This window comes from Kitasatospora sp. NPDC048715, from assembly GCF_043198905.1.
GTDB lineage: Bacteria > Actinomycetota > Actinomycetes > Streptomycetales > Streptomycetaceae > Kitasatospora > Kitasatospora lactacystinica.
Genome location: NZ_JBICVH010000003.1, coordinates 329,776 through 353,017 on the forward strand (window position 1 = coordinate 329,776; position 23,242 = coordinate 353,017).

Annotated in this window: 20 protein-coding genes and 1 riboswitch; of the genes, 4 read left to right on the forward strand and 16 right to left on the reverse strand. The window is 73.8% G+C overall.

Annotated features, from left to right (window positions below; genetic code table 11):
* Positions 1-338: 338 nt before the first annotated feature.
* Positions 339-1,454 (reverse strand): HoxN/HupN/NixA family nickel/cobalt transporter, encoded by a 1,116-nt coding sequence (locus ACGFSC_RS08155; protein WP_359897440.1) that lies wholly within the window; start codon positions 1,452-1,454, stop codon positions 339-341.
* Between the two features lie 30 nt (positions 1,455-1,484).
* Positions 1,485-1,698, reverse strand: a riboswitch (cobalamin riboswitch).
* Between the two features lie 82 nt (positions 1,699-1,780).
* Between ACGFSC_RS08155 and ACGFSC_RS08160 the strand changes: the two genes are divergently transcribed.
* Positions 1,781-2,164 carry a metalloregulator ArsR/SmtB family transcription factor gene (locus tag ACGFSC_RS08160; RefSeq protein WP_359897441.1) on the forward strand — a complete coding sequence of 128 codons (384 nt, stop codon included), beginning with the start codon at positions 1,781-1,783 and terminating at the stop codon, positions 2,162-2,164.
* Between the two features lie 58 nt (positions 2,165-2,222).
* Positions 2,223-3,896: a hypothetical protein gene (locus ACGFSC_RS08165; RefSeq protein WP_359897442.1), complete on the forward strand. Its 1,674-nt coding sequence runs from the start codon at positions 2,223-2,225 to the stop codon at positions 3,894-3,896.
* Positions 3,897-3,904: 8 nt separating this feature from the next.
* Here the strand turns inward: ACGFSC_RS08165 and ACGFSC_RS08170 are convergent, their stop codons facing one another.
* From ACGFSC_RS08170 to ACGFSC_RS08240, 15 genes are all read right to left on the reverse strand, one after another.
* Positions 3,905-5,911, reverse strand: coding sequence for an AAA family ATPase (locus ACGFSC_RS08170; protein WP_359897443.1), 2,007 nt, complete (start codon positions 5,909-5,911; stop codon positions 3,905-3,907).
* Positions 5,912-5,981: 70 nt separating this feature from the next.
* Positions 5,982-6,308, reverse strand: coding sequence for a putative quinol monooxygenase (locus tag ACGFSC_RS08175; protein WP_359897444.1), 327 nt, complete (start codon positions 6,306-6,308; stop codon positions 5,982-5,984).
* Between the two features lie 137 nt (positions 6,309-6,445).
* A complete protein-coding gene (locus tag ACGFSC_RS08180) occupies positions 6,446-7,255 on the reverse strand; it encodes a DNA-formamidopyrimidine glycosylase family protein (RefSeq protein ID WP_359897445.1) in 810 nt (269 codons plus the stop codon).
* 149 nt (positions 7,256-7,404) lie between these two features.
* Complete coding sequence (locus ACGFSC_RS08185; RefSeq protein WP_380351174.1) at positions 7,405-8,064, reverse strand: AAA family ATPase; 660 nt, start codon at positions 8,062-8,064, stop codon at positions 7,405-7,407.
* A 280-nt stretch (positions 8,065-8,344) separates the two neighbouring features.
* Positions 8,345-8,773 carry a type II 3-dehydroquinate dehydratase gene (gene aroQ, locus ACGFSC_RS08190; protein ID WP_049653999.1) on the reverse strand — a complete coding sequence of 143 codons (429 nt, stop codon included), beginning with the start codon at positions 8,771-8,773 and terminating at the stop codon, positions 8,345-8,347.
* Positions 8,774-8,781: 8 nt separating this feature from the next.
* Positions 8,782-9,873: a 3-dehydroquinate synthase gene (aroB, locus tag ACGFSC_RS08195; RefSeq protein ID WP_359897446.1), complete on the reverse strand. Its 1,092-nt coding sequence runs from the start codon at positions 9,871-9,873 to the stop codon at positions 8,782-8,784.
* A complete protein-coding gene (locus tag ACGFSC_RS08200; RefSeq protein WP_359897447.1) occupies positions 9,866-10,387 on the reverse strand; it encodes a shikimate kinase in 522 nt (173 codons plus the stop codon). The genes aroB and ACGFSC_RS08200 overlap by 8 nt, the downstream gene beginning before the upstream one ends.
* Entirely contained in the window at positions 10,384-11,568 is a 1,185-nt protein-coding gene (gene aroC, locus ACGFSC_RS08205) for a chorismate synthase (protein WP_359897448.1), read from the reverse strand. The genes ACGFSC_RS08200 and aroC overlap by 4 nt, the downstream gene beginning before the upstream one ends.
* Positions 11,569-11,804: 236 nt before the next feature.
* Complete coding sequence (locus ACGFSC_RS08210; RefSeq protein ID WP_359897450.1) at positions 11,805-12,635, reverse strand: shikimate dehydrogenase; 831 nt, start codon at positions 12,633-12,635, stop codon at positions 11,805-11,807.
* Positions 12,636-12,677: 42 nt separating this feature from the next.
* The gene (gene mltG, locus ACGFSC_RS08215) at positions 12,678-14,621 is read right to left on the reverse strand and encodes an endolytic transglycosylase MltG (RefSeq protein ID WP_359897452.1); all 1,944 of its coding nucleotides are present in this window, start codon (positions 14,619-14,621) and stop codon (positions 12,678-12,680) included.
* A gap of 208 nt (positions 14,622-14,829) precedes the next feature.
* The gene (gene mltG / locus ACGFSC_RS08220; RefSeq protein WP_359897453.1) at positions 14,830-16,098 is read right to left on the reverse strand and encodes an endolytic transglycosylase MltG; all 1,269 of its coding nucleotides are present in this window, start codon (positions 16,096-16,098) and stop codon (positions 14,830-14,832) included.
* Positions 16,099-16,246: 148 nt separating this feature from the next.
* Positions 16,247-16,726, reverse strand: coding sequence for a Holliday junction resolvase RuvX (gene ruvX / locus ACGFSC_RS08225; protein ID WP_359897454.1), 480 nt, complete (start codon positions 16,724-16,726; stop codon positions 16,247-16,249).
* The gene (alaS, locus tag ACGFSC_RS08230; RefSeq protein WP_359897455.1) at positions 16,726-19,395 is read right to left on the reverse strand and encodes an alanine--tRNA ligase; all 2,670 of its coding nucleotides are present in this window, start codon (positions 19,393-19,395) and stop codon (positions 16,726-16,728) included. The genes ruvX and alaS overlap by 1 nt, the downstream gene beginning before the upstream one ends.
* Positions 19,395-19,847 (reverse strand): DUF6167 family protein, encoded by a 453-nt coding sequence (locus ACGFSC_RS08235; RefSeq protein WP_359897456.1) that lies wholly within the window; start codon positions 19,845-19,847, stop codon positions 19,395-19,397. Before ACGFSC_RS08235 ends, alaS begins: the two co-directional genes overlap by 1 nt.
* Positions 19,848-19,851: 4 nt before the next feature.
* Positions 19,852-20,331, reverse strand: a complete 480-nt coding sequence (locus tag ACGFSC_RS08240) for a DUF948 domain-containing protein (protein WP_359897457.1) — start codon at positions 20,329-20,331, stop codon at positions 19,852-19,854.
* Positions 20,332-20,574: 243 nt separating this feature from the next.
* Between ACGFSC_RS08240 and ACGFSC_RS08245 the strand changes: the two genes are divergently transcribed.
* Both ACGFSC_RS08245 and ACGFSC_RS08250 read left to right on the forward strand, forming a co-directional pair.
* Entirely contained in the window at positions 20,575-22,803 is a 2,229-nt protein-coding gene (locus ACGFSC_RS08245; RefSeq protein ID WP_359897458.1) for a regulator, read from the forward strand.
* A 48-nt stretch (positions 22,804-22,851) separates the two neighbouring features.
* Positions 22,852-23,178: a tetratricopeptide repeat protein gene (locus tag ACGFSC_RS08250; RefSeq protein ID WP_359897459.1), complete on the forward strand. Its 327-nt coding sequence runs from the start codon at positions 22,852-22,854 to the stop codon at positions 23,176-23,178.
* The last annotated feature ends 64 nt before the right edge of the window (positions 23,179-23,242 follow it).

Sequence of the window (23,242 nt, forward strand, 5' to 3'; positions counted from 1 at the left end):
CCCCCGGCAGAACCCCCAATACCCCTTGCGCGCCCCCCTGCGCGACCGCGGCACCGTCCCCCTCGGGCCCTCACCCCGCCCCCCACGCAGCGTGCCGCCGAGGGGGCCCCGCACCCCCGGCGGCCCCTCGGACTCCTACCGGCCGCTACGCTCCGTCACGGATATGTCACTTCCGGTCCTGTGCGAGTGCGACCCGGTCGCCGGCCGGCACGTCGACTTCCGTGAGGAGCGCCGGCCCGGGGCGCACCAGGCCCCCCGGAACGCGCACGGCGCCTCCCCACCGCGGGGAGGCGCCGTTCCGGCGCGCGCGGGCAGGCCGCCGCTCGCGGCCGGGTGGCTCAGGAGCCCTCGGGCGTCCAGCGCTTCTCGACCCCGGCGAGCTTCCAGTACCCGATCGCGATCGCCCAGACGACCACGAACAGCCCGGCGATGGCGTAGCCGACGTTGTCCAGTGAGATGTCGGCGATGAAGCCGGTGACCGGGTCGGTCAGATCGAGCTTCTCGTGCAGCACCCCGACCAGCTCGATGGTGCCGATGACGAAGGCCACCGCGATCGACAGACCGGTGATGGTCAGGTTGTAGTACACCTTCCGCACCGGGTTGGCGAAGGCCCACTGGTACGCGAAGTTCATGAACGTCCCGTCCAGGGTGTCGAACAGGCTCATCCCGGCCGCGAACAGCAGCGGCAGGCAGACGATCGCGTACCAGGGCAGCCCGGAGGCGGCGCCCGAGCCGGCCATCACCATCAGGGTGACCTCGGTCGCGGTGTCGAAGCCCAGCCCCAGCACCATGCCCACCGGGAACATCTGCCCGGGCCGGGTGATCGAACGGGTCGCCCGGTTCAGCACCCGGGCCATGAAGCCGCGCGAGTCGAGGTGCGCCTCCAGCTCCTTCTCGTCGAACTTCCCGGCCCGCATCGAGCGGAACACCCTGAGGATGCCGAGCAGCGCCGCCAGGTTGAGCGCGCCGATCAGGTAGAGGAACACGCCGGAGGTGGTCGTCCCGATCACGCCGAGCCACTTGTGGGTGGCCGACTCGTCGTCCATCAGGGTGTTCGCCAGCTGCGCGCCGCCCGCCACCAGGGCGGCCATCAGCACCACCATCGAGGAGTGCCCGAGGGCGAACCAGAAGCCCACCGAGACCGGCCGCTTGCCGTCCGCCATCAGCTTTCTGGTGGTGTTGTCGATCACCGCGATGTGGTCGGCGTCGAAGGCGTGCCGCATCCCGAGGGTGTACGCGGTGATACCCAGGCCCACCCCGAAGACCTGGGTACCGACCGCGTACTTCTCGGGTGCGACCAGGAAGATCAGCGTGCCGAAGGCCACCACGTGCATGGCCACGATCACCGCCATCAGCCCGGCGGTACGGACGGTGTCCTCGCGCCGCCACTGGAAGCTGGGCAGCGCGGAGGGGGCCGGTTCGGCCCCGGCGGCAACGGTTTCGGGCAGGGTCATCTGCGGATCACGCTCCAGCACCTCGTGGAAAACCTCGTGAGATGCCGTGGCCGGTCTCCTGGCTGACGGGACACCCGCACCCGCCTTCCCAAGCGCACGAGGCGCCCAGTGGCTCCATGGGTACGGACGACGTTCCTCCGCGGACGGAGGAACGACCCGATCACAGTGGCGAGGGCCGCTCCGGGCTGGGACCCCTGAGGGTCCGTCACCGGTCTTCCCGAGCACCACGGCGGGGAACACCGTAGGGGTCACGCCCCGACCCGTGCAAGGTTGCGCACCTGCGCAGGTGTCCAGGATCACAGACCGCCGCCTGCGAGAATGTCCGCATGCATCTCGTACCGGCCGACCGCGCGGGCCACCGCACCATCGACGGGCACCGGGTCTGCGAGGCCATCGCCGCGATCGGCGACCCGGCCCACGTCCGGTCCTGGGCCGAGCGGTTCTCCCTGCTCGCCGACCCCGGCCGGCTCGCCCTGCTGCTCGCCCTCCACCGGGCCGGGCCGCTCGCCGTCACCGACCTCGCGGTCGCCACCGGCATGCGCGACCCCGCCGTCTCCCAGGCCCTGCGGCTGCTCCGCACGGCCGGCGTGGTCACCGGCGACCGGGACGGGCGCGTGGTGCGCTACCAGCTCGTGGACGAGGCCATGCGCCCCCTCCTCGACGAGTGCGCCGCCGGTGAACACCACGAGCCCACCGCGGCCACGGGCTGACCCACTGGCCCGGCCCCGGAACCGCGCCGCGGCCGGAGCGGATGAGTACGATCATGACGTGCCGTCCCGCCCCCACGCCTGGCCCGCCGACCGGTGGAACACCCGACCGGTCAGGGCCCGCGTGCTGGCGGTCGCCCGCACCCTCACCTCGGCCACCCGGGTCCTGGACGTCCTGACCCTGCTGAACCCGGACGGCATCGACCGGTACTTCACCGTCAACCCCGGCTCCGCCTTCGCCGACCGCGCCCTGGACGAGTACCTGCACGGCCTGCCCGGCTTCACCGTGCTGGACTGGGAGGACGCCGTCAGCCGCCGCTTCGACCTGGCCGTCGCCTGCGCCGTCCACTCCTCCATGCACCGGCTGGACGCCCGCCTCGTCGTCCTCCCGCACGGCGTCGGCTACAACCGGCTGGTCACCGAGTCCACCGGCGACACGGTCACCGCCGCCGGTCTGTCCCGCAACGAACTCACCCACCGCGGACGGGTGTTCGTGGACGTCCTCGGCCTCTCCCACCCCGAGCAGCTGGACCGGCTGCGGGTCTCCTGCCCCGAGGCGCTGGACGTCGCCCGGGTGGTCGGCGACCCCTGCTTCGACCGGATGCTCGGCAGCCGGCGCTCCCGCGACGGCTACCGCGCCGCACTCGGCGCCACCGGCGGCCGACGGCTCGTCGTCGTCAGCTCCACCTGGAGCGAGCACTCCTTGTTCGGCCGCCACCCGGACCTCCCCCGGCGGCTGGTCCGCCGGCTCCCCGCCGACGAGTACACGGTCGCCGTCGTCCTGCACCCCAACGTGTGGAGCCGCCACGACCCCGAGGCGCTGCTCGACGACGCCCGCCGGATGGGCCTGCGCCTGATCCCGCCCCACCAGGGCTGGCAGGCCGCGCTCGTCGCCGCCGACTGCGTGATCGGCGACCACGGCTCGGTCACCGTCTACGGCGCCGCCCTGAACCACCGCACCCTGCTCGTCGCCACCGGCGCCGCCGAACTCGACCCCCGCTCCCCCGGCTACGCCTTCGGCCAGGCAGCGCCCGTCCTCGACCCGGACGGGGACCTCGCCGCCCAGGTCGAACAGGCCCTCGCCCGGGACCCGGCCGACCTGAGCGCGATCACCGACCGCTCGCTCGCCCACCGCGGCGAATCCGCCCGGCTGCTGCGCCCGCTGCTGCACTCCTTCCTGGCCGGGCTGGACGAGCCCGGGGACGAACCGGCCCTGCCGCCCTACCCCAGGCCGGCCCCGTGCCCGGGCACCGTCGACCGGCCCACCGCCTACGACGTCGAGGGCCGGAGCGAGGGCACCGAGGTCAGCCTGCGGCGCTACCCCTTCGACCCGCACGACCACGCCCCGCGCGGCTTCCACGCCCTCACCGACGAGCACCCGGGCGACGCCCTGCGCTACACCGCCGAGGTCCTGGCCCGCACCGAGGTGCACGCCGAACGCCCCGCCGCCCGCTGGCTCGCCGACTCCGCCGCCGAACTCCCCGGCCTCGCCGTCGCGGTGGCCGCCCTCGGCCCGGCCCGCCACCTGCTCCGACTGCGCGCCGGCCTGCTGCTGGAGGCCCGCGCCGAACCGGACTGGACCTGCCCCGACCCCGCCGTCGACCCGCCGCTGCTCGGCTCCGCCGTGGCCTGCTGGCTCGCCGACGGCGGCGACCCGGCCGGCCTCCCCCGGCACGGCCTCACCGTCCGCACCGGCGAGCACCGCACCCGGGTGTCCTTCCGTACCGGCCCCTGAGAAGGGCGCTACTCCGGCAGCTCCCGCAGCCGCGCCCGGCTGCGCTCCGCGAGCTCCGCGTCGTCCAGCTCCTCGGCGAGGGCGAGCAGCAGGGTGTGGGCCTGCGCCTCCTTCGCGTACTGGCCGCGCTCCTCGGCCCGCCGGGCGCAGTCGCCCGCGTGGACGGCGGCGAGCTCCGGCTGCCCGAGCGCCCGGTGGGCCCGGGCGCGGACCAGCGGCAGCTTCATCAGCATGTCCTCGTCCCGCGTCCGCTCGGCCTGCGCGGTGGCCTCGGCCAGCCGGGCCAGCGCCTCCTGCGCGCGGCCGTCGGCGATCAGCGCCTGCGCCAGGTTGTAGCTCTGGACGATCTCGCCGTGCTCGTCGCCCCGGTTCGCCGCCAGAGCCAGCGTGAACCGCCGCACCGCGTCGCCCGGGCGGCCGTCGGCCAGGCAGAGCAGACCGTCCGTCTCGTGGAGCACCCCCACCACCCGACGGTCGGTCACCAGCGGGACCTGCTCCGCGGCGAGCGCCAACTGCTCGGCGGCGAGCCGGTATTCCTTGCGGTCGAAGTGGGCCCGGGCGAGCTGGTTGCGCATCCGGACCACGGCGGCCGGCTGGTTGTCCCACTGGGCCGACTCGATGCCGAGCCGGTGGGTGGCGATCCAGTCCTGGTAGAGCCTGCGGTCGTGGTACAGGAGCCAGAGCGACTCGCACAGCCGCCACACCTCGCCGTGCCACCCCTGCCGGGCCGCCTCCTCCACCACCGCGCGGAAGTTGGCCCGTTCCGCGTACAGCCACTCCAGGGCCGCGGTGTCGGAGGCGAAGCCGGGCAGCTCGTCGCCGCTCGGGTCCTGCAGGCGCAGCCTGCTCCCGGCCATCGCGCGGTCGGCGACCGAGGCCCGGCCCCGGTAGTACGCCACGACGGCGGCGAGGAGTTCCCCGCGGTCGGCCAGTTCCCGGGTCCGGCCGTAGGCGTGCAGCCGCACCACGTCGTGGGCCCGGAAGCGGTCCTCGCGGTCGCCGTCCAGCACCTCGTCCAGCACGTGGACGCCCCGCAGCTCCCCGATCGCCTGCCCGGCCCGCTCGACGCCGACCGCACGCGCCAGTTCGGCGGAGACGAAGGGGCCGGGGTGCACGCCGATCAGGTGGTAGAGCGCCCGGCCCGGCGCCGACAGCCGCTCGTAGACCAGGTCGTAGGTCGCGCCGAGATCGCTCTCCTCGTCCTCCAGCATCGCCAACCTGCCCTCCCGGTCGTGCAGTTCGGCCACCACCCGGCCGACCGGCAGGTGGTCCCGGTCCAGCAGCTGGCTCCCGACCGCGTTCAGCGCGAGCGGCAGCCCGCCGCACAGCTCGACCAGTTCCGCCAGTTCCCCGTCGGTGCCCCGCCCCGGGCCCACCCAGCCGCGCACCAGCTCGGCGCCCGCCCTCGCGCTCAGCGGGCCGAGCCGGCGCACCACGGCGCCGTCCGTCCGCAGCGCGGGCAGCCGCCGGCGGCTCGCGACCACCACCAGCCCGCAGGACGGGAGCAGCGCACGGACCTCCGCGGCGTGCTCGACGTTGTCCAGGAAGAACAGGCACCGGCGCTCGGCGGTGGCGGTGCGGAACGCCGTGAACCGCTCGGCCTCCGCGGCCGGGGGCTCGGTGCCGAGGGCGCGCAGGAATCCGGCCAGCAGCTCGGGGAGGTCCACCCCGCCCTGGTGCCGGTAGGCCTTCAGGTCGGCGTAGAGGTCCCCGCCCGGGAAGTGCTCCCGGTGCTCCTCGGTGAACCTGGCGATCAGCTCGGTCTTCCCGACCCCGCCGAGGCCGGTGAACACCACGACCCCGAGTCCGCCCTCCACGACCCGGCCCAAGGCCTCGGTCAGCGCGGCGAGTTCCGGCTCCCGGTTGACGAACGGGCCGTGCGGGGACCGGATCTGATGCGGCCTCGGCACCGCCCGCGGCTGGTGCAGGTGCAGCGCCCCGATGCTCCCGGCCTGCACCACGTGGCCGCCCACCGTGGCCCCCGACACGGTGTTGGCCACCTCGTGCCGCTCCATCCGCCTGCTCCCTCCGGCCGGTCGGCCCCAGCCTACGGGCTGGGCACCCGGCCGGAGGGGCACTCGGAGGTCACCGGGGGGTGATCTCGCCCATCTCCGCCCAGCCGTCCAGGCCGGGGATCTCGGTCGAGACGATCCGCGGCTTGGCGGCCACCGCGTACGACAGCTCCTCCATGGCCTTGGCGAAGTGCGCGGACTCCACGTGCTCCTTGCCCGCGTCGCCGTCGCGGAACGCCTCGACCAGGACGAACTCGTTGGGGTCGTCGACGCTGCGGGACCACTCGAAGAAGAGGTTGCCGGGCTCCTGGCGGGTGGCCCGGGTGAACTCGTCGACCAGGCCCAGCCACTCGTCGGCGCGCTCGGGGCGGACCGGGAACTTGACCGTGATGAAGATCATGGGACTTCCTTTCGCTCCACGTTCACACGTGGCCGTGCGGACAGGGGCGCGCGGCTCGGCGCGCTCGACGTCCATCGTCGCAGCTCAGAAGGGCTGTCCACGACACGGGGGCAGCACGCGTCACGATCGGGCGCCCGTCACGCCGACTGGCAGCCCGGGCACCAGAAGAGGTTGCGGGCGGCGTGCGCCTCCGTCCGCACGTCGGTGCCGCAGACCAGGCAGGGCATGGCGGCCCGCCGGTAGACGTACACCTCGCCGCCGTGGTCGTCCACCCGGGGCGGGCGGCCCATCGCCTCGGGGGTGTGCTCCGGGCGGACGGTGTCGATCCGGCCGGCGGTGACGCCCTCGCGCATCAGGGCGACCAGGTCGGCCCAGACCGCGTCCCACTCCCGGCGGGTGAGGTCGCGCCCGGCCCGGTGCGGGTCGATGCCGTGGCGGAACAGCACCTCGGCCCGGTAGACGTTGCCCACCCCGGCCAGCACCTTCTGGTCCATCAGCAGTGCCGCGACGGTCGTGCGGCTGCCCGATATCCGGCGCCAGGCGGCCTCCGGGTCGGCGTCGGCGCGCAGCGGGTCGGGGCCCAGCCGGGCGGCGACGGCGGCCTTCTGGCCCTCGGTGACGAGCGCGCAGGTGTTGGGGCCGCGCAGGTCGGCGTAGCCGTCCTCGTTCTCCAGCCGCAGCCGGACCAGCCCGACCGGCTCGGGCGCCGGGCCGGTGCCGAAGGTGAAGCCGCCGTAGAGGCCGAGGTGGACGTGCACCCAGGCGCCCTCCTCGAAGCCGAGGAAGAGGTGCTTGCCGGTGGCCTCCGCACCGGTGAGCAGCTGCCCGTCGATCACCTTGGCCTCGTCGGCGAACCGGCCCTGCGGGCTGGAGACCCGCACCGGGCGGCCGCCGAAGGCCTTCCGGTTCTCGGTGGCGAGGCGGTGGATGATGTGGCCTTCGGGCACGGGCGTCGGCTCCTCCGGGCGCGGCGACATGACCCGTCCATCATCGCAGCCGGCTCCGACAGCTCCGCGACGCCGCAGGCCGGCGGACCGGGAAGGGCGCGGCCCGGCGGACCGGGAAGGGCGCGGCTCCGCGGGGCCGGGGCGGCGGTTCAGCGGACCGGGATGCCCATCAGCCGGGCCAGGATGACGCGGTCCAGCTCGGCGGCCGTCCCGGCGACGTCCAGGGCGGAGTTGTCGATGATCGGCAGCCCGGAGTTGTACCAGCCGGCCATCCGCCCGTGGATGCGGGCGACCTCCTCGTCCCCGAGACGGCGGTTGCCGCTGCGCCGGGCATTGCGGTGCAGGACGGAGTCCAGGCTGGGCAGCAGGACGACCGGGATCATGCCGGGGCCGATGTGCCGCTTCCAGCCGCCGAGGCCGATCGCCGGGCGGTCCGGGAAGACGGCGTCGTCGATGATGCAGGAGATGCCGTTGGCCAGGTAGTTGCGGCACGCGAAGCCGCAGGTGCGGCGGGCCAGCCGGTACTGCGCCTCGGAGGCGTTGTTCCAGCCCGACTGCGGGTTCGCGAAGCCGGACTGCACCCACTCGCGGACGTCGTCCAGGCTGATGTGCGCGGTCGGGGTGGGCCGCCGCTCGGCCCAGTGGCGGGCGACGGTGGTCTTGCCTGCCCCGGCCGGTCCGATCAGCAGGACGGCGATCGGCCCGGTGGCCGCGTGCTGCCGCGGCGGGTGGGTGGGCAGTTGGACGGGCGCGCCGGACGGCAGCACGAAGTGCCCGGTGCCGCCGGCGGGCACCGGGGCGCTCGGCACGGGTGCGGCCGCGGGGGCCGGGGCGGAACGGGCGACGGGCCCGGGAGCGGCGGGGGCCGCGGGCGCCGGCCGGACCGGCGGGGACGGAGGGGCGAGCGGCGCCCCCGACGACGTCCCCCGTGTCCCGCCCCCCGGCGGCACCGGTGGAGCGACGGGACGCGGCGGGACCTGCCCACCTCCGGCGTACTGCGTCACGGCACCTCCCGACACCTCTCAGCGGGGACACTACACGGCGGCCCGGCGGCGGGCACAGTCCGCCGCCGGGCCACCGCCCGTACCCTCAGCGGGTGGTGAGCCGCTCGGCCAGCGCGCGCAGCGCCAGCTCGTAGGAGCCGAGCCCGAAGCCGGCGATGGTGCCGGAGGCCACCGCGGCGATCACCGAGGTGTGCCGGAAGGTCTCCCGGGCGTACGGGTTGGAGATGTGCACCTCGATCAGCGGCGCGGTGCGCTGGGCCGCGGCGTCCCGCATCGCGTACGAGTAGTGGGTGAACGCGCCGGGGTTGATCACCACCGGCACCTGCCCGTCGGCCGCCTCGTGCAGCCACTCCACCATCTGCTGCTCGGAGTTGGTCTCGTGCACCTCGACCTCGAAGCCGAACTCCTTGCCCAGCGCGGTGCAGCGCTCGACCAGTCCGGCGTACGAGGTGGCGCCGTAGACGTCCGGCTCCCGGCTGCCCAGCCGGCCCAGGTTGGGGCCGTTGAGCACCATCACCCTGGTCACGCCGAGACCTCCGCGTACGCGGCGACCAGCAGCGACGGGTCGGGGCCCTCCAGCACCGAGGTCTTGCCCAGGCCGTCCAGCACGATGAAGCGGATCAGGTCGCCGCGCGACTTCTTGTCGATCTTCATCGCGTCCAGCAGCTTCGGCCAGGCGTCCGCCCGGTAGCTCAGCGGCAGGCCGACCGAGGCCAGCACGGTGCGGTGCCGGTCGGCCGTCTCGTCGTCCAACCGCCCGGCCAGGCGGCCGAGTTCGGCGGCGAAGACCATGCCGATGGAGATCGCGGCGCCGTGCCGCCACTTGTACCGCTCGTTGCGCTCGATGGCGTGGCCGAGGGTGTGGCCGTAGTTGAGGATCTCGCGGCGGCCGGACTCCTTGAGGTCCCCGGAGACCACGTCGGCCTTGACCTGGATGGCCCGGCGGATCAGCTCGACGGTGTGCGGCCCGGCCGGCGTCCTCGCGCCCTCCGGGTCGGCCTCGATCAGGTCGAGGATGGCCGGGTCGGCGATGAAGCCGCACTTGATGACCTCGGCCAGGCCGGAGACGTAGTCGTGCTTGGGCACGGTCTCCAGGGTGCCGAGGTCGGCCAGCACGCCCACCGGCGGGTGGAAGGCGCCGACCATGTTCTTGCCCTCGGCGATGTTGATGCCGGTCTTGCCGCCGACGGCCGCGTCGACCATGCCGAGCAGCGTGGTGGGCATGGAGATCCAGCGCACCCCGCGCAGCCAGGTGGCGGCGACGAAGCCGGCCAGGTCCGTGGTGGCGCCGCCGCCGAGGCCGACGACGACGTCGCTGCGGGTGAAGCCGGTCTGCCCGAGCACCGACCAGCAGTACGCGGCGACCTCGACGCTCTTGGCCTCCTCGGCGTTGGGCACCTGCAGCGCGATGGCCTCGTAGCCCTCGCCGACCAGGTCGTCGCGGATCGCGTCGGCGGTGGCGGCCAGCGCCTCCGGGTGGATGATCGCGACCCGCTTGGCCCGGGCACCGATCAGCGGCGCCAGCTCACCGAGCAGCTGGTGCCCGATCAGCACGTCGTACGGGTCGTGGCCGGCGCTGCCGCCGACGTGGATCCTGACGGTGGTGTCAGTCATGGGGGGTCTTCAGCTCCAGTGCTTCCAGTACGGCGTCCGCGACCTGCTCCGGGGTGCGCCCGGCGGTGTCGACCACGGCGGTGGCCACCTCCAGGTAGAGGGGGCGGCGGGCCTCCATCAGCTCGCGCCAGCGGGCCCGCGGATTGACGGCCAGCAGCGGGCGCGGGGCGTCCAGGCCGACCCGTTTGACGGCGTCGGCGAGCGGCACCTCCAGGAGGACCACCGGCAGCTCGTGCAGCAGCGCGCGGGTGGCCTCGGCCAGCACCGCGCCGCCGCCGAGCGCCAGGACCCCGTCGTGCCCCTCGGCGGCCGCGCGCACGGCCGCCGCCTCCAGCGCGCGGAAGTGCGGCTCGCCCTCGTCGACGAAGATGTCCGGGATGGGCTTTCCGACGGTCGCCTCGATGTCGGCGTCGGTGTCCCGGAAGCCCACGCCCAGGCGCTCGGCCAGGACCCGCCCGACGGTGGACTTGCCACTGCCGGGCGGGCCGACCAGCACCACAACGGGACTGGTCATCGGATGATCAGGTTGTCGAGGTAGCTCTGCACGTTGCGGCGGGTCTCGGAGACGTTGTCGCCGCCGAACTTCTCGTTCATCGCGTCCGCCAGCACCAGCGCGACCATCGCCTCGGCGACGATGCCCGCGGCCGGCACCGCGCAGACGTCCGAGCGCTGGTGGTGCGCCTTGGCCGGCTCGCCGGTGCGCACGTCCAGGGTCTGGAGCGCCCGCGGCACGGTGGCGATCGGCTTCATCGCGGCGCGCACCCGCAGCACCTCACCGGTGGACAGGCCGCCCTCGGTGCCGCCGGAGCGGCCGGAGGTGCGCTTGACGCCCTCGGCGGTCGGGACGATCTCGTCGTGCGCCTTGGAGCCCGGCACCCGGGCCAGCTCGAAGCCGTCGCCGACCTCGACGCCCTTGATCGCCTGGATGCCCATCAGCGCGGCGGCCAGCCGCGCGTCCAGCCGGCGGTCCCAGTGCACGTGCGAGCCGAGGCCCACCGGCACGCCGTACGCCAGCACCTCGACCACGCCGCCCAGGGTGTCGCCGTCCTTGTGGGCCTGGTCGATCTCGGCGACCATCGCCTTCGAGGCGTCGGCGTCCAGGCAGCGCACCGGGTCGGCGTCCAGTCGCGCCTCGTCCGAGGGCAGCGGCACCACACCGGCCGGCGCCTTGGCGGCGGCCAGCTCGACCACGTGGCTGACGATCTCGATGCCGGCCACCTCGCGGAGGTACGCGCGGGCGACGGCGCCCAGCGCGACCCGGGCGGCCGTCTCCCGGGCGCTGGCGCGCTCCAGGATCGGCCGGGCCTCGTCGATCGAGTACTTCTGCATGCCGGCCAGGTCGGCGTGGCCGGGCCGGGGGCGGGTGAGCGCCTCGTTGCGGGCCAAGCCCGCCAGCACCTCGGGGTCGACCGGGTCGGCCGACATGACCTGCTCCCACTTCGGCCACTCGGTGTTGCCGACCATGACCGCGACCGGGCTGCCCATGGTCAGACCGTGCCGGACGCCGCCGAGGAAGGTCACCTCGTCCTGCTCGAACTTCATCCGCGCCCCGCGGCCGTAACCGAGCCGGCGGCGCGCCAGCGCGTCGGCCACCACAGCGGTGGTGACCGGTACACCGGCGGGCAGGCCTTCCAGCGTCGCGACGAGTGCGGGGCCGTGCGACTCCCCCGCCGTCAGCCAGCGCAACGTACCCAACGGAGCTCCTTCATCAGCGGACCGGACCTCGGCACCGCCGGGGCCCGCCCCGGGCGTGCCTTGTGCCTGAATCCTTTCATGCCCCAGCAGCACCTGGGGGCACAGTCCGCGTGCCGGACGGCAACCGGCCACCATCCGGCCGGGAACCACCCGGGGAACCGGCCGCAGGACGGGCCCGGCACCCGGCCGGAGGGCCGGGCCCGCGACCGGTGCCCCCGCCACTCGGCGCGGGGGGCTCAGTGCCCGGCGAGCGCCTTCTCCCCCGCCTCGCGCATCGCCGCCAGCGGCCCGGGCGTCCGCCCGGTGAAGGCCTCACTCTGCAGCACCGCCTGGTGCACCAGGAGGTCCAGCCCGCCCAGGACGGTCGCCCCGCGCCCGGCGCAGGCGGCGGCCAGCGCCGTCGGCCACGGGTGGTACAGCACGTCGAACAGCGCGCCCGGCTCGGCGGGCAGCGCGTCGGCGAAGACGTCCGTCGCGCCCACCGGCGTGGTGGAGACGGTCAGCGGCCGGGCCAGCGCCTCGGCGCCGCGCTCCCAGTCGGCGGTGCGGACGGCCACGCCCAGCCGCTCGCCCAGCTCGGCCATCTCCCGGGCCCGCTCGGCACTGCGCACGTAGACCGTCACCTCGCCGGTGCAGATCTGGGCGAGCGCGGCCAGCGCCGAGGAGGCGGTGGCCCCGGCGCCCAGGACGGCCGCCTCGGGCACCTCGGTGATCCCGCGCTCGCGCAGCGCGTTGACCAGCCCCGGAACGTCGGTGTTGTCCCCGGTGCGCCGACCGTCGGCGGTGAACACCACGGTGTTCACCGCGTCCACCGAGCGGGCCGTCGCGCTGACCTCGTCGAGCAGCGGGATGACCGCCCGCTTCAGCGGCATGGTGAGCGACAGCCCGGCCCACTCGGCCTCGTCCAGCGCGGCGACGAACCCGGGCAGCCCGGCCTCGTCGACCTCGAAGCGGTCGTAGCGCCAGCCGTCCAGTCCGAGCGCCGCGAAGGCGGCCCGGTGCAGGTCCGGCGAGAGCGAGTGGGCGATCGGCGAGCCGAGAACGGCCGCCCGGTGCTTGCTGGTCAACGCTGCCTCTCCGCGAACTGGCGGACTGTCGTCCGGCCGTGGCTACTTCTTGGTGGTGCAGTGACCGCGCGCCTCGTCGAAGCCCTGCCCCGCCGACTGGCAGTACTCCTTGACGTTGGCGTAGTGCTCCTTGCTCGTCTCGGCGAACCGGGTCTGGGTCGGGGACATCGCGATGAAGTACAGCCACTTCCCGTCCGCCGGGTGCAGCGTCGCGTTGAGCGCGTCGTCGCCGGGGTTGGAGATCGGACCGGGCGGCAGGCCCGGGTTGATGTAGGTGTTGTACTTGTTGGACGCGTCGTCCATGTCCTTCTTGTCGAGGTCCTTGCGGTTCAGCGAGTACTGGAGCGTGGTGTCCATGCCCAGCCGGTGGTTGATCTCGCCGCCGGCCGCCAGCCGGTTCTGGATGGTCTTGGCCATCTTGGCGAAGTCTTCCGGGTTGTTGCCCTCGCGCTGGAGGATGCTCGCCTCGATGAGCACCTCGTAGCCGGTCTTCAGCCCCACCGAGGCGGCCTGGGCGTCCAGGCCTGCGTACTTCTCGGTGGCGTTCTTCACCATCTGCTTGAGCAGGTCCTCGGGCTTCATGCCCTCGGCGATGTTGTAGCGGGTCGGCCAGAGGAAGCCCTCGATGTTGCCGTTGGCGTACGGCGGCAGGCCGAGGTCGTTGACCTGGGCCTTGGCGACGCCCGCCGTGGTGCCCGCCTGCAGCTTCAGCTTGGTGTCGATGAGGGTGTAGATCTCGGTGGAGTTCTTGCCCTCGGGGACGACGATCGCCGCGCCGCCCGCCTGGGCGAGCAGCTCCTTGAGCGCGGCCGCGGCCGGCATCTCCTTCTTCAGCCCGTAGTAGCCGTACTGGATGGTGCCGCACTTGGGCTCGGCCTTGCAGGCCGCGGAGAACGCGTCGACGCTCTTGACCACACCGGCGTTCTTCAGCGCCAGGCCGATCTGCCCGCCGACCGCGCCCTTCTTGACCTCGACCTGGACGGAGCCGGTGCCCTCGCCGGTGAAGTCCTCCGGCGGGCCGAAGTGGTCCTGGTAGAAGCCGTAGCCCCACCAGCCGGCCCCGCCCACGGCGCCGAGCAGCACCAGCGCGACCAGCAGACAGGCACCGCCGTTGCGGCGGCCCGACTTCTTGCCCTTCTCCTTGCGCTTCTTCTGGGCCTCGCGGGACTCGTCCTGCTCCCCGAGGAAGCCGGCGTCCCCGGCCTCGGCGTGCTCGTCGAGGTAGCCGTCGTCCTCGTGGCGGACGTCCTGGTGGCCGTCCCACTCGTCCGTCCCGGCCTCGCGCGGGGCACCGACCGGGTCGGCGCCGGCCTCCAGCGCGGCGGCCTCGGCCTCCCAGTCGATCCCGTCCGGGCCCGGACCGGAGGCCGGCGCGGGCGCCGGGGCCGCCGGCTGCTGCCGCCGTCGCCGCGGCGTCTGCTGCTGCTGCTGCTGCTGCTGGGGAGCCTGCTGGGACTGGTCCTGCTGGGGCTGGGCGTGCTGCTGGGGCAGGGGCACCTGCTGCTGGGGGGCCTGCTGCTGGGGGGCCTGCTGGCCGCCGGGGAAGCCCTGTTGGTAGCCCTGCTGCTGCATCGGCGCCTGCTGCTGGGGCATCTGCTGCTGCGGATAGCCCTGCTGCACCTGCTGCACCTGCTGCTGCGCGTACCCCTGCTGGGGGTAGCCCTGCTGCGGCACCTGCTGCTGCGGCACCTGCTGGGGGTAGCCCTGCTGACCGCCCGGGTAACCCTGCTGCGGCATCTGCGCCTGCTGCTGCGGATAGCCCTGCTGCGCCATCATCTGCTGCTGCATCTGCGGCGTCATCTGCTGCTGGGCGTACCCCTGCTGCACGTCCCCGTACTGCTGCTGGGCCGCCTGGCCCTGCTGCGGGTACTGCTGCTGCCACTGGCCGTCCTGCTGGCCGGGGACCGGCTGCCGGCCGTCGTACCCGGGATCACCGGGGTGCCACGGCTCGCCCTGGGGGCCGTAGCCCCCACCCAGATCGGTCATCGATCCCCTTAACCGACGGTGACGACCGGAGGATCAAACCGGCCGTCCGGGACGACGCGGTCCCGGCTGATTCTCGAACCGGCGTGCTAGCGCAGCGCCTGGAGGGAGACGTTACCGTACCGCAGCCTTACCCCCGCCCGGGCGGACGCACGGTCAGTGAGCGATCTCACCGACGGCACACAACACCGTTACGCTGCCCCCGACACCGTCACGGCGTCCCCGCACCGGACCCGGACGGCGCCCCGGCCCCGCCCGCGCCCCCCGGACCGGAGGGTGCCGGGGAGGACGGGCCCGCGTCCGGGGCACTGGGCCTGGCCGCCGCCCGGTTGGCGTTGAACTCGGCCACGTTGCGTTGCTGAACGTCGAAGCTGTCGGTGAAGCGGGTGTCCCCCGGTTTCACGGTGACGAAGTACAGCCAGTCCCCCGGCGTCGGGTCCAGCGCGGCCAGGATCGCCTGCCGCCCGGGGTTGGAGATCGGGCTCGGCGGCAGCCCGGGGTGCAGGTAGGTGTTGTACGGGGAGTCCAGCCTGGTGTCGGTCACCGAGGTGTTCAGGGTCGAGCGGCCGAGCGCGTAGTTGATGGTGGAGTCCAGCTGCAGGGGCATGCCCTTGGCCAGCCGGTTGTAGATCACCCGGGCCACCTTGCCCATGTCCTCGGTGTTGTCGGCCTCGCCCTGGACCATGCTGGCCACGGTGATCAGCCCGTACACGCTCTGCCCGAGGTTCTGCGCGACCACGGTGGCGTCGTCCCGGCCGAACTCCCGGCCGGCCCGGTCCACCATCTGCTTCAGCAGGTCGAAGGCGGTGGTGCCCTCGGTGACGCTGTACGTCGCCGGGAAGAGGTAGCCCTCCGGGCTGCCGTTGGTGAAGTCGGGCAGGCCGAGTTCGGCGCCCTGGTCCTGGGCGGTCTTCTGGGCGGTGCCCGCGGGCAGGTTCAGCTTCCGGTCGATGGCCGCGTAGATCTGGTAGCCGCGCCAGCCCTCGGGGATGGTCAGGCCGTTGGCGTTGGCCGGGTCGATCAGGATCGCCAGCGCCGCCGCGGCCGACATCTTCTGCTTCAGCGTGTACGTCCCGGGCTGGATCCGCCCGGCCGCCGCCGCGCTGCCCTTCGCGGCCCGGGTGAAGGCGAGCGAGCTGGCCACCACCCCGTTGCGGACCAGCGCGGAGGCGATCTGGGAGAGGCCGGCGCCCTCCGGGACGGAGACCTGCACGCTGCCGGTGCCCTGCCCGGCGAAGTCGGCGGCGGCCGGGGGTTTGCGCTGCGCCTGGAGCCAGGTGTAGCCGGTCAGCCCGATCCCGCCGAACACCGCGATCAGCGCGAGTGCGGTGAGCCCGCAGGCCAGCCCGTTGCGCCGTCGGTGCGGATCCGGCGCATCGAAGCGCGGGCGGGGCGCGCCCGGCGGACGGCCCTCCGGTTCCAGCACCGGCGCGCCCAGATGCCCCGGCGTGAGCCCCGGGTGGAAGTCCTGGTCGGTCATGGCTCGCGCCCCCTCGGCGGTCCCGGATCGATCCGGATCAATATGAATCGATATGAATCGATCCATAACGGACACGGAAGCGAACGAAAAAGGGTCCGTGCGGACGCGTCCGCACGGACCCCTCAAACGGGACGTTAGATCAGACCGGTCAGCCGACCGCCTCGACGCTCTCACCGGGCGGGCGTCCGCTCACCCGTTCGGACTCAAGGGCGGTCTGGAGGATCACCACCGCGGCGGCCTGGTCCACCACCGAGCGGCCCTTCTTCGCCTTGACCCCCGAGGCGCGCAGCCCGTGGGTCGCGGTGACGGTCGACATCCGCTCGTCCACCAGCCGCACCGGCACCGGGTAGAGCCGGGCGGCCAGCCGGGCCGCGTACGCCCGGACCTTCTCCGCCGCCGGGCCCTCCTTGCCGCTGAGCGAGCGCGGCAGCCCGACGATCACCTCCATCGCGCCGTACTCGTCGACGATGGCGGCGATCCTGGCCTGCGACTTCACCCCGGCCGGGACGGTCTCCACGGGCGTGGCGAGCACCCCGTCGGGGTCGCAGGACGCGACCCCGATCCGGGCGTCCCCGACGTCGACGGCGATCCGCCGCCCACGCCGGAAGGGCCTCTCCTCCTGCTCCATCAGCTGGCGCGCTCCGCGACCAGGCCGCGCACCGCGGCGATGGCCTCGCCGACCGCGGCCGGGTTGGAGCCGCCGCCCTGGGCGACGTCGTCCTTGCCGCCACCGCCGCCGCCGAGGGTCTTGGCCGCGGTCCGGACCAGCTCGCCGGCCTTGATGCCGCGGGCGCGGGCGTCCTCGTTGGTGGCGATGACGGTCAGCGGGCGGTCATTGGCCACCGTGAAGGCGGCGACCACGGCCGGGCGCGAGCCGAGGCGGCCGCGCACGTCCAGGACCAGCTTGCGCAGCTCGTCCGCGCCCACGCCGTCGGCGACCTGCGCGGCGACCACGGCGATGCCGTGCACGTCCTCGGCCGAGTCGGCCAGACCCGCCGCGGCGGCCAGCACCTTCTCGGCGCGGAAGCGCTCGATCTCCTTCTCGGCGTCCTTGAGCTTGGCGAGCATGCCCGAGATCTTCTCCGGCAGCTCCTCCGGGCGGCCCTTGACCAGCTCGGTGAGCTGGGCGACCACGGTGTGCTCACGGGCCAGGAAGCGGTACGCGTCGGTGCCGACCAGCGCCTCGACGCGGCGCACGCCGGAGCCGATCGAGGACTCGCCGAGCAGCTTCACCAGGCCCAGCTGGGCGGTGTTGCCGACGTGGGTGCCACCGCACAGCTCCTTGGAGAAGTCGCCGATGGTCACGACCCGGACCTCGTCGCCGTACTTCTCGCCGAACATCGCGATGGCACCGGCCTTGCGGGCCTGGTCCATCGTCATGACCTCGGCGGTGACCTCCAGCTCGCGGCCCAGCACGTCGTTGATCTTCTGCTCGACGTCGACCAGCACGCTGCCCGGGACGGCGGCGGGCGAGCCGAAGTCGAAGCGGAAGCGGCCGGGGGCGTTCTCGGAGCCGGCCTGGGCGGCCGTCGGACCGAGCGCGTCGCGCAGCGCCTGGTGGGTCAGGTGGGTGGCCGAGTGGGCCCGGGCGATCGCCCGGCGGCGCTCGATGTCGATCGTGGCGTACGCCGAGGCGCCCAGCACGACCTCGCCGAACAGCACCCCGCCGGAGTGCACCACGACGCCCGGGACGGGCTGCTGCACGTCGCGGATCTCCACCACCGCGCCGGACTCCAGCCGGATCCGGCCCTGGTCGGCGAGCTGGCCGCCGCCCTCGGCGTAGAACGGGGTGCGGTCGAGGATGATCTCGACCTCGTCGCCCTCGGAGGCGGCCGGCGACGGGACGCCGTCCACCAGCAGGCCGACCACGGTGGCCTCGCCCTCGGTGAGGGCGTAGCCGGTGAAGACGCTGGCGCCGGACTTGTCGGCGACCTCGCGGTACGCGGCGACGTCGGCGTGGCCCATCTTCTTGGCCTTGGCGTCCGCCTTGGCCCGGTCCCGCTGCTCCTGCATCAGGCGGCGGAAGCCGGACTCGTCCACCTGGAGGCCCTGCTCCTCGGCCATCTCCAGGGTGAGGTCGATCGGGAAGCCGTAGGTGTCGTGCAGCTTGAACGCCTGCTCGCCGGAGAGCACCGCGCCGCCGGCCTGCTTGGTCTCGGTGACCGCGACGTCCAGCAGGTTGGTGCCGGCCTTCAGGGTCTGGAGGAAGGCGCCCTCCTCGCCGACGACGACCGTCTCGATGCGCTTGCGGTCGCTCTCCAGCTCGGGGTACTGCGGGGCCATCGCCTTGATCGCGACGTCGATGAGCTCCTTGGCCACCGGCTCGGTGGCGCCCAGCAGGCGCATGTTGCGGATGGCGCGGCGCAGGATGCGGCGCAGCACGTAGCCGCGGCCCTCGTTGCCGGGGGTGACGCCGTCGCCGACGAGCATCAGCGCGGTGCGGATGTGGTCGGTGACCACGCGCAGCGAGACGTCCGACTTGTGGTCGGCGCCGTAGGTGTGGCCGGTGAGCTCGGCGGCGCGGTCGAGGATCATCCGGCTGGTGTCGATCTCGAAGAGGTTGTCGACGTCCTGCAGGATGGCGGCGAGGCGCTCCAGGCCGAGGCCGGTGTCGATGTTCTTGCTCGGCAGGTCGCCGAGGATCTCGAAGCCGTCCTTGCCGTCGCCGTGGCCGCGCTCGTACTGCATGAAGACCAGGTTCCAGATCTCCAGGTAGCGCTCGCCGTTGACGGCCGGGCCGCCCTCCTCGCCGTACGCGGGGCCGCGGTCGTAGTTGATCTCCGAGCACGGGCCGCACGGGCCGGGGACGCCCATCGACCAGAAGTTGTCCTTCATGCCCAGGCGCTGGATGCGCTCCGAGGGCACGCCGATGACGTCACGCCAGATCTGCTCGGCCTCGTCGTCGTCCTTGTAGACGGTGATCCAGAGCTTCTCCTTCTCCAGGCCGTAGCCACCGTCCGCGACGGGGGTGGTGAGCAGGTCCCACGCGAACTTGATGGCTCCTTCCTTGAAGTAGTCGCCGAAGGAGAAGTTGCCGCACATCTGGAAGAAGGAGCCGTGCCGGGTGGTCTTCCCGACCTCCTCGATGTCCAGGGTGCGCACGCACTTCTGGACGCTGGTGGCGCGCGAGAACTGCGGCTTGACCTCGCCCAGGAAGTAGGGCTTGAACGGCACCATGCCGGCGTTGACGAGCAGCAGGGTGGGGTCGTCGGCGACCAGGGACGCCGACGGAACGACGGTGTGGCCGCGCTCCTCGAAGAAGCGCAGCCAGCGGCGGCGGATCTCAGCCGACTCCATTAGTGGTCCTTCCGGTTCGGGGTGCCGCCCCGCGGCGGCAGGGCGCGGCGGGGCGTTTCTTCAGTGGTCCGGGGGGTGGTGCGGGAGCTGCGGGACGGAGGCAGGGCGGCGGCCGGGCTACCGGGCGCCGCCGAGATAGCTCGGTACTGCGGCTCGCCGGAGGGGGGCAGCGCGGAACGCTTCCCCAGGAGGGACCGGCGGTCGCCGCGGGGCTCCGCCACTGCGGTGCCGTGCAGCCCGAGGTCGTCCTTCAACTGCTCCTCGCGCTCGGCCATGCCGGCCTGCACGTCCCGGGCGAACTGCTTGGCCAGGTCGCCCAGGTGCAGCGCGCCGCGGGCGGCGGTGCCGGAGAGGCTGTCCGGGGTGAGCCGGTGCACGGCCTCGTTGGCCTTGTTCATGGCCCAGACGGTGGCGCCGGCGCCGACCGCCATCCAGAAGATGCGTCGCACCATGCCGTCAGCCCCTCACCGCGCGCCGGACCCGGGAGAACAGGCCGCTCCTGGGCGCGGTCGCGGCGCGCACCTCGGCCCGGATCAGCCTGGCCAGCTCCTCGCGCTCGCCGGCCTGCGCCGGCACCGGCGGCAGGCCGCCCTGCTGCCGGGCGACGGCCTTGCGCACGCCGTAGCTGAACGCCGCGACCTTCACCAGCGGTCCGCCCAGGGTGGCGGCCACGGTGGAGGAGAGCGCGTTGGCGTTGGCGGCGGCGTCCTGCACGTTGGCGGTGATCTCGTCGACCCGCTCCAGCTGCTCGTTGGCGCTGCGCACCGCGGCGCCCGCGTCGGTCAGCAGCGGAACGGCCTGTTCGGTGACCGCGGAGACCAGGACGGCGGCCTCCTTGAGCACCCGCGAGAGGCGGACCAGCACCACGGCGAGCAGGGTGACCAGGACCGCCCAGAACACGGCGACGAGCAATCCGGCCAGCTCTCCCACGGACACCTTTGCGCGCTCCCTCGCCTTGCAGTTCTCCTGGGCCTGTCAGACAGGCCCCAGCAGGAAACCCTATCGCGCCCGGGCCCGGTTTCCGGACCGGGTTGTTCGCCCGGCGATCCGGTCGGGTGTGCGATCCGCGCGCGTAACCTACCGATCGGTCACCTCGTTCTGCCTGGCAGGCCGTCGCCCGTACGGCCCGACGCACGTCCGGACCCCGACCGGTCCGGCCTGGAGCACGGGGAGCAGCCTTTGGCCGGGGACTGGACAGCACCCCGCGGGGAGCCCGCGGCGGGGCCGCACGGGCCGGAGCCCGGCCGGCTGCCGGCCGAGGTGACCGGCTTCGTCGGGCGGCGGGGCGAACTGGCGGAGCTGGCCGGGCTGCTGGACTCGGCCCGGCTGGTGACCGTCACCGGGCCGGGCGGCGTGGGCAAGAGCCGGCTGGCCCTGCGCGCGGCGGCCCGGGCGGCCGACGCCTTCCCGGACGGCACCTGGCTGGTGGAGGTGGCCCCGGTGCAGGACCCGCTGCTGCTCGGCCACGCCGTCCTGGAGGCGCTGCGGCTCGCCGACGGCTCCGCCCGTCCGCCGCTGGACGTCCTGATCGAGCGGCTGGAGGGCCGGCGCCTGCTGCTGGTGCTGGACGGCTGCGAGCACCTGGTGGAGGCCTGCGCCGAGCTGGCCGACGCGCTGCTGCGGGCGCTGCCCGGACTGCGGCTGCTGACCACCAGCCGCACCACCCTGCGGGCCTCGGGCGAGCACCTGCTGGCCCTCACGCCGCTGCCGGTCGGCCCGGCGCCCTCCGGCCCGGTGCGGCCGGACGCGCTGCCGGACGCGGTACGGCTGTTCGTCGAGCGGGCCGGGGCGGTGCTGCCGTCCTTCGAGGTGACGGAGGCCAACGCGGAGGCGGTCGGGTTGCTCTGCCGCCGGCTGGACGGCATCCCGCTGGCCCTGGAGCTGGCCGCCGGCCGGCTGCGCGCGCTGTCGGTGGAGCAGGTCACCGCCCGGCTGGACGACCGTTTCCGGCTGCTCACCCGCGGCTCCCGGACGGCCCTGCCGCGGCACCGGACGCTGCGCACGACGGTCGGCTGGAGCCATGAGCTGTGCACCGTGCAGGAACGTTTACTCTGGGCCCGCCTCTCGGTCTTCGCCGGCGGTTTCGACCTGGAGGCCGCCGAGTACGTGTGCGCCGGCGAGGGCATCGAGGCCGAGGAGGTCCTCGACCTGCTCGACGAGCTGGTCGCCCAGTCCGTGGTGCTGCGCGAGGACAGCGCCTTCGGCGTGCGCTTCCGGCTGCTGGACACCCTGCGCGAGTACGGCGGCCAGTGGCTGCGCGCCGCCGGCGATGAGCAGCGGCTGCTGCGCCGCCACCGGGACTGGTACCTGGGCGTCGCCACCTGGGGCGAGGTCGAGTGGTTCGGCCCCCGGCAGGCGGAGACCGCCGAGCGCACCGGGCTCGCCCACGGCAACCTGCGCGCGGCGCTGGAGTTCTGCCTCGCCGAGCCGGGCGAGGAGCAGATCGCCCTGCTGCTGGCCGGCACGCTCTGGTTCTACTGGATCGGCTGCGGCCACCTCGGCGAGGGCCGGCACTGGCTGGACCGCGCGCTCGCGCTGGACCGCGAGCCCACCGAGGCACGGGCCAAGGCCCTCTGGGTGACCGGCTACATGGCCACCCTCCAGGGCGACCTCGGCTTCGCCCGACCGGCACTGGAGGAGTGCCGCCGCCAGGCGCTGGACACCGGCGACGACCGGGCGCTGGCCTACGCCGTCCACCGCCAGGGCTGCGTCGCCCTGGTCGGCGACGACCCCGACCGGGCCGCCGAACTGTTCGAGGAGGCGCTCTGGCACTACCGGACCATCGGCGAGCTCAACAGCAACGTGGTGATGGCCATGCTGGAGCTGGGCCTGGCCCACCTCTTCCAGGGCGATCCGGACAGCGGCGAGCTCTGGTTCGGCCAGGCCCGCGAGCTGTGCGAGGAGCACGGCGAGCAGTGGGCCTACGGGTACGTGCTCTACGCGATGGCGTACTCGCACTGGCTGGACGGCGCCGTGCAGCCCGCCCGGGTGCTGGCCCGGGAGTGCGTGCGGCTGAACCACCTCTTCCGCGACCTGCTCGGCATCGTGCTGGGCATCGACCTGCTGGCACTGCTGGGGACCGAGCCGAGCGGACCGGGCGAGCCGGGCGACCTGCGCGAGGCCCGGGTGCTGCAGGGGGCCGCGCACCGGATCTGGCGCACGGTCGGCAACCCGTTCCTGGGCTCGCGGAACTTCTTCGGCCCGCACCAGGAGTGCGCCGAGCGGGCCCGGGCCGGGCTGACCGCCCAGGAGTACGAGGAGTGCTACGAGGCCGGGACCCTGCTGGACCTGGACGCGGCGGTCGCCCGGGCGCTCGGTGGCGGGGGCCGGGCGCAGGGCCCGGAAACGGCGCGGGGCCCCCGCTCGGTGCCGCCCGCGCCGGCGCCCTCGACGGCGCGGAATAGTTGAAACTTGCCGATTGCTTGAGGAGGCAAGGAACTGCCCGGAAGGAGCATCATGGCCGTCCACAACGCCGCCAACGAGTACCGCATGGCGAAGTTCTACTTCGATTCCAAGGCGTACACCGACGCGGCGCGCACGCTCGAAGGTGTCCTCGCCGAGGAGCCGACCAACCTCTCCGTCCGGATGCTGCTGGCCCGCAGCTACTTCCACTCGGCCCAGCTCCGCCGCGCCGAGGCCGAGCTGCTGCGGATCCTGGAGGCCGACCCGGCCGAGGACTACGCCCGGCTGATGCTCGGCCGCACCCTGGAGCGCCAGGGCCGGCCCGAGGAGGCCCGCCCGCACCTGCGGCTGGCCGCCGCGATGACCGGCGAGAGCATCTGACGGCAGCGGGAAGGACAGCGCGGCAAAGGGGCGAGCCCCCGTCGCCTCGAAAGGCGGCGGGGGC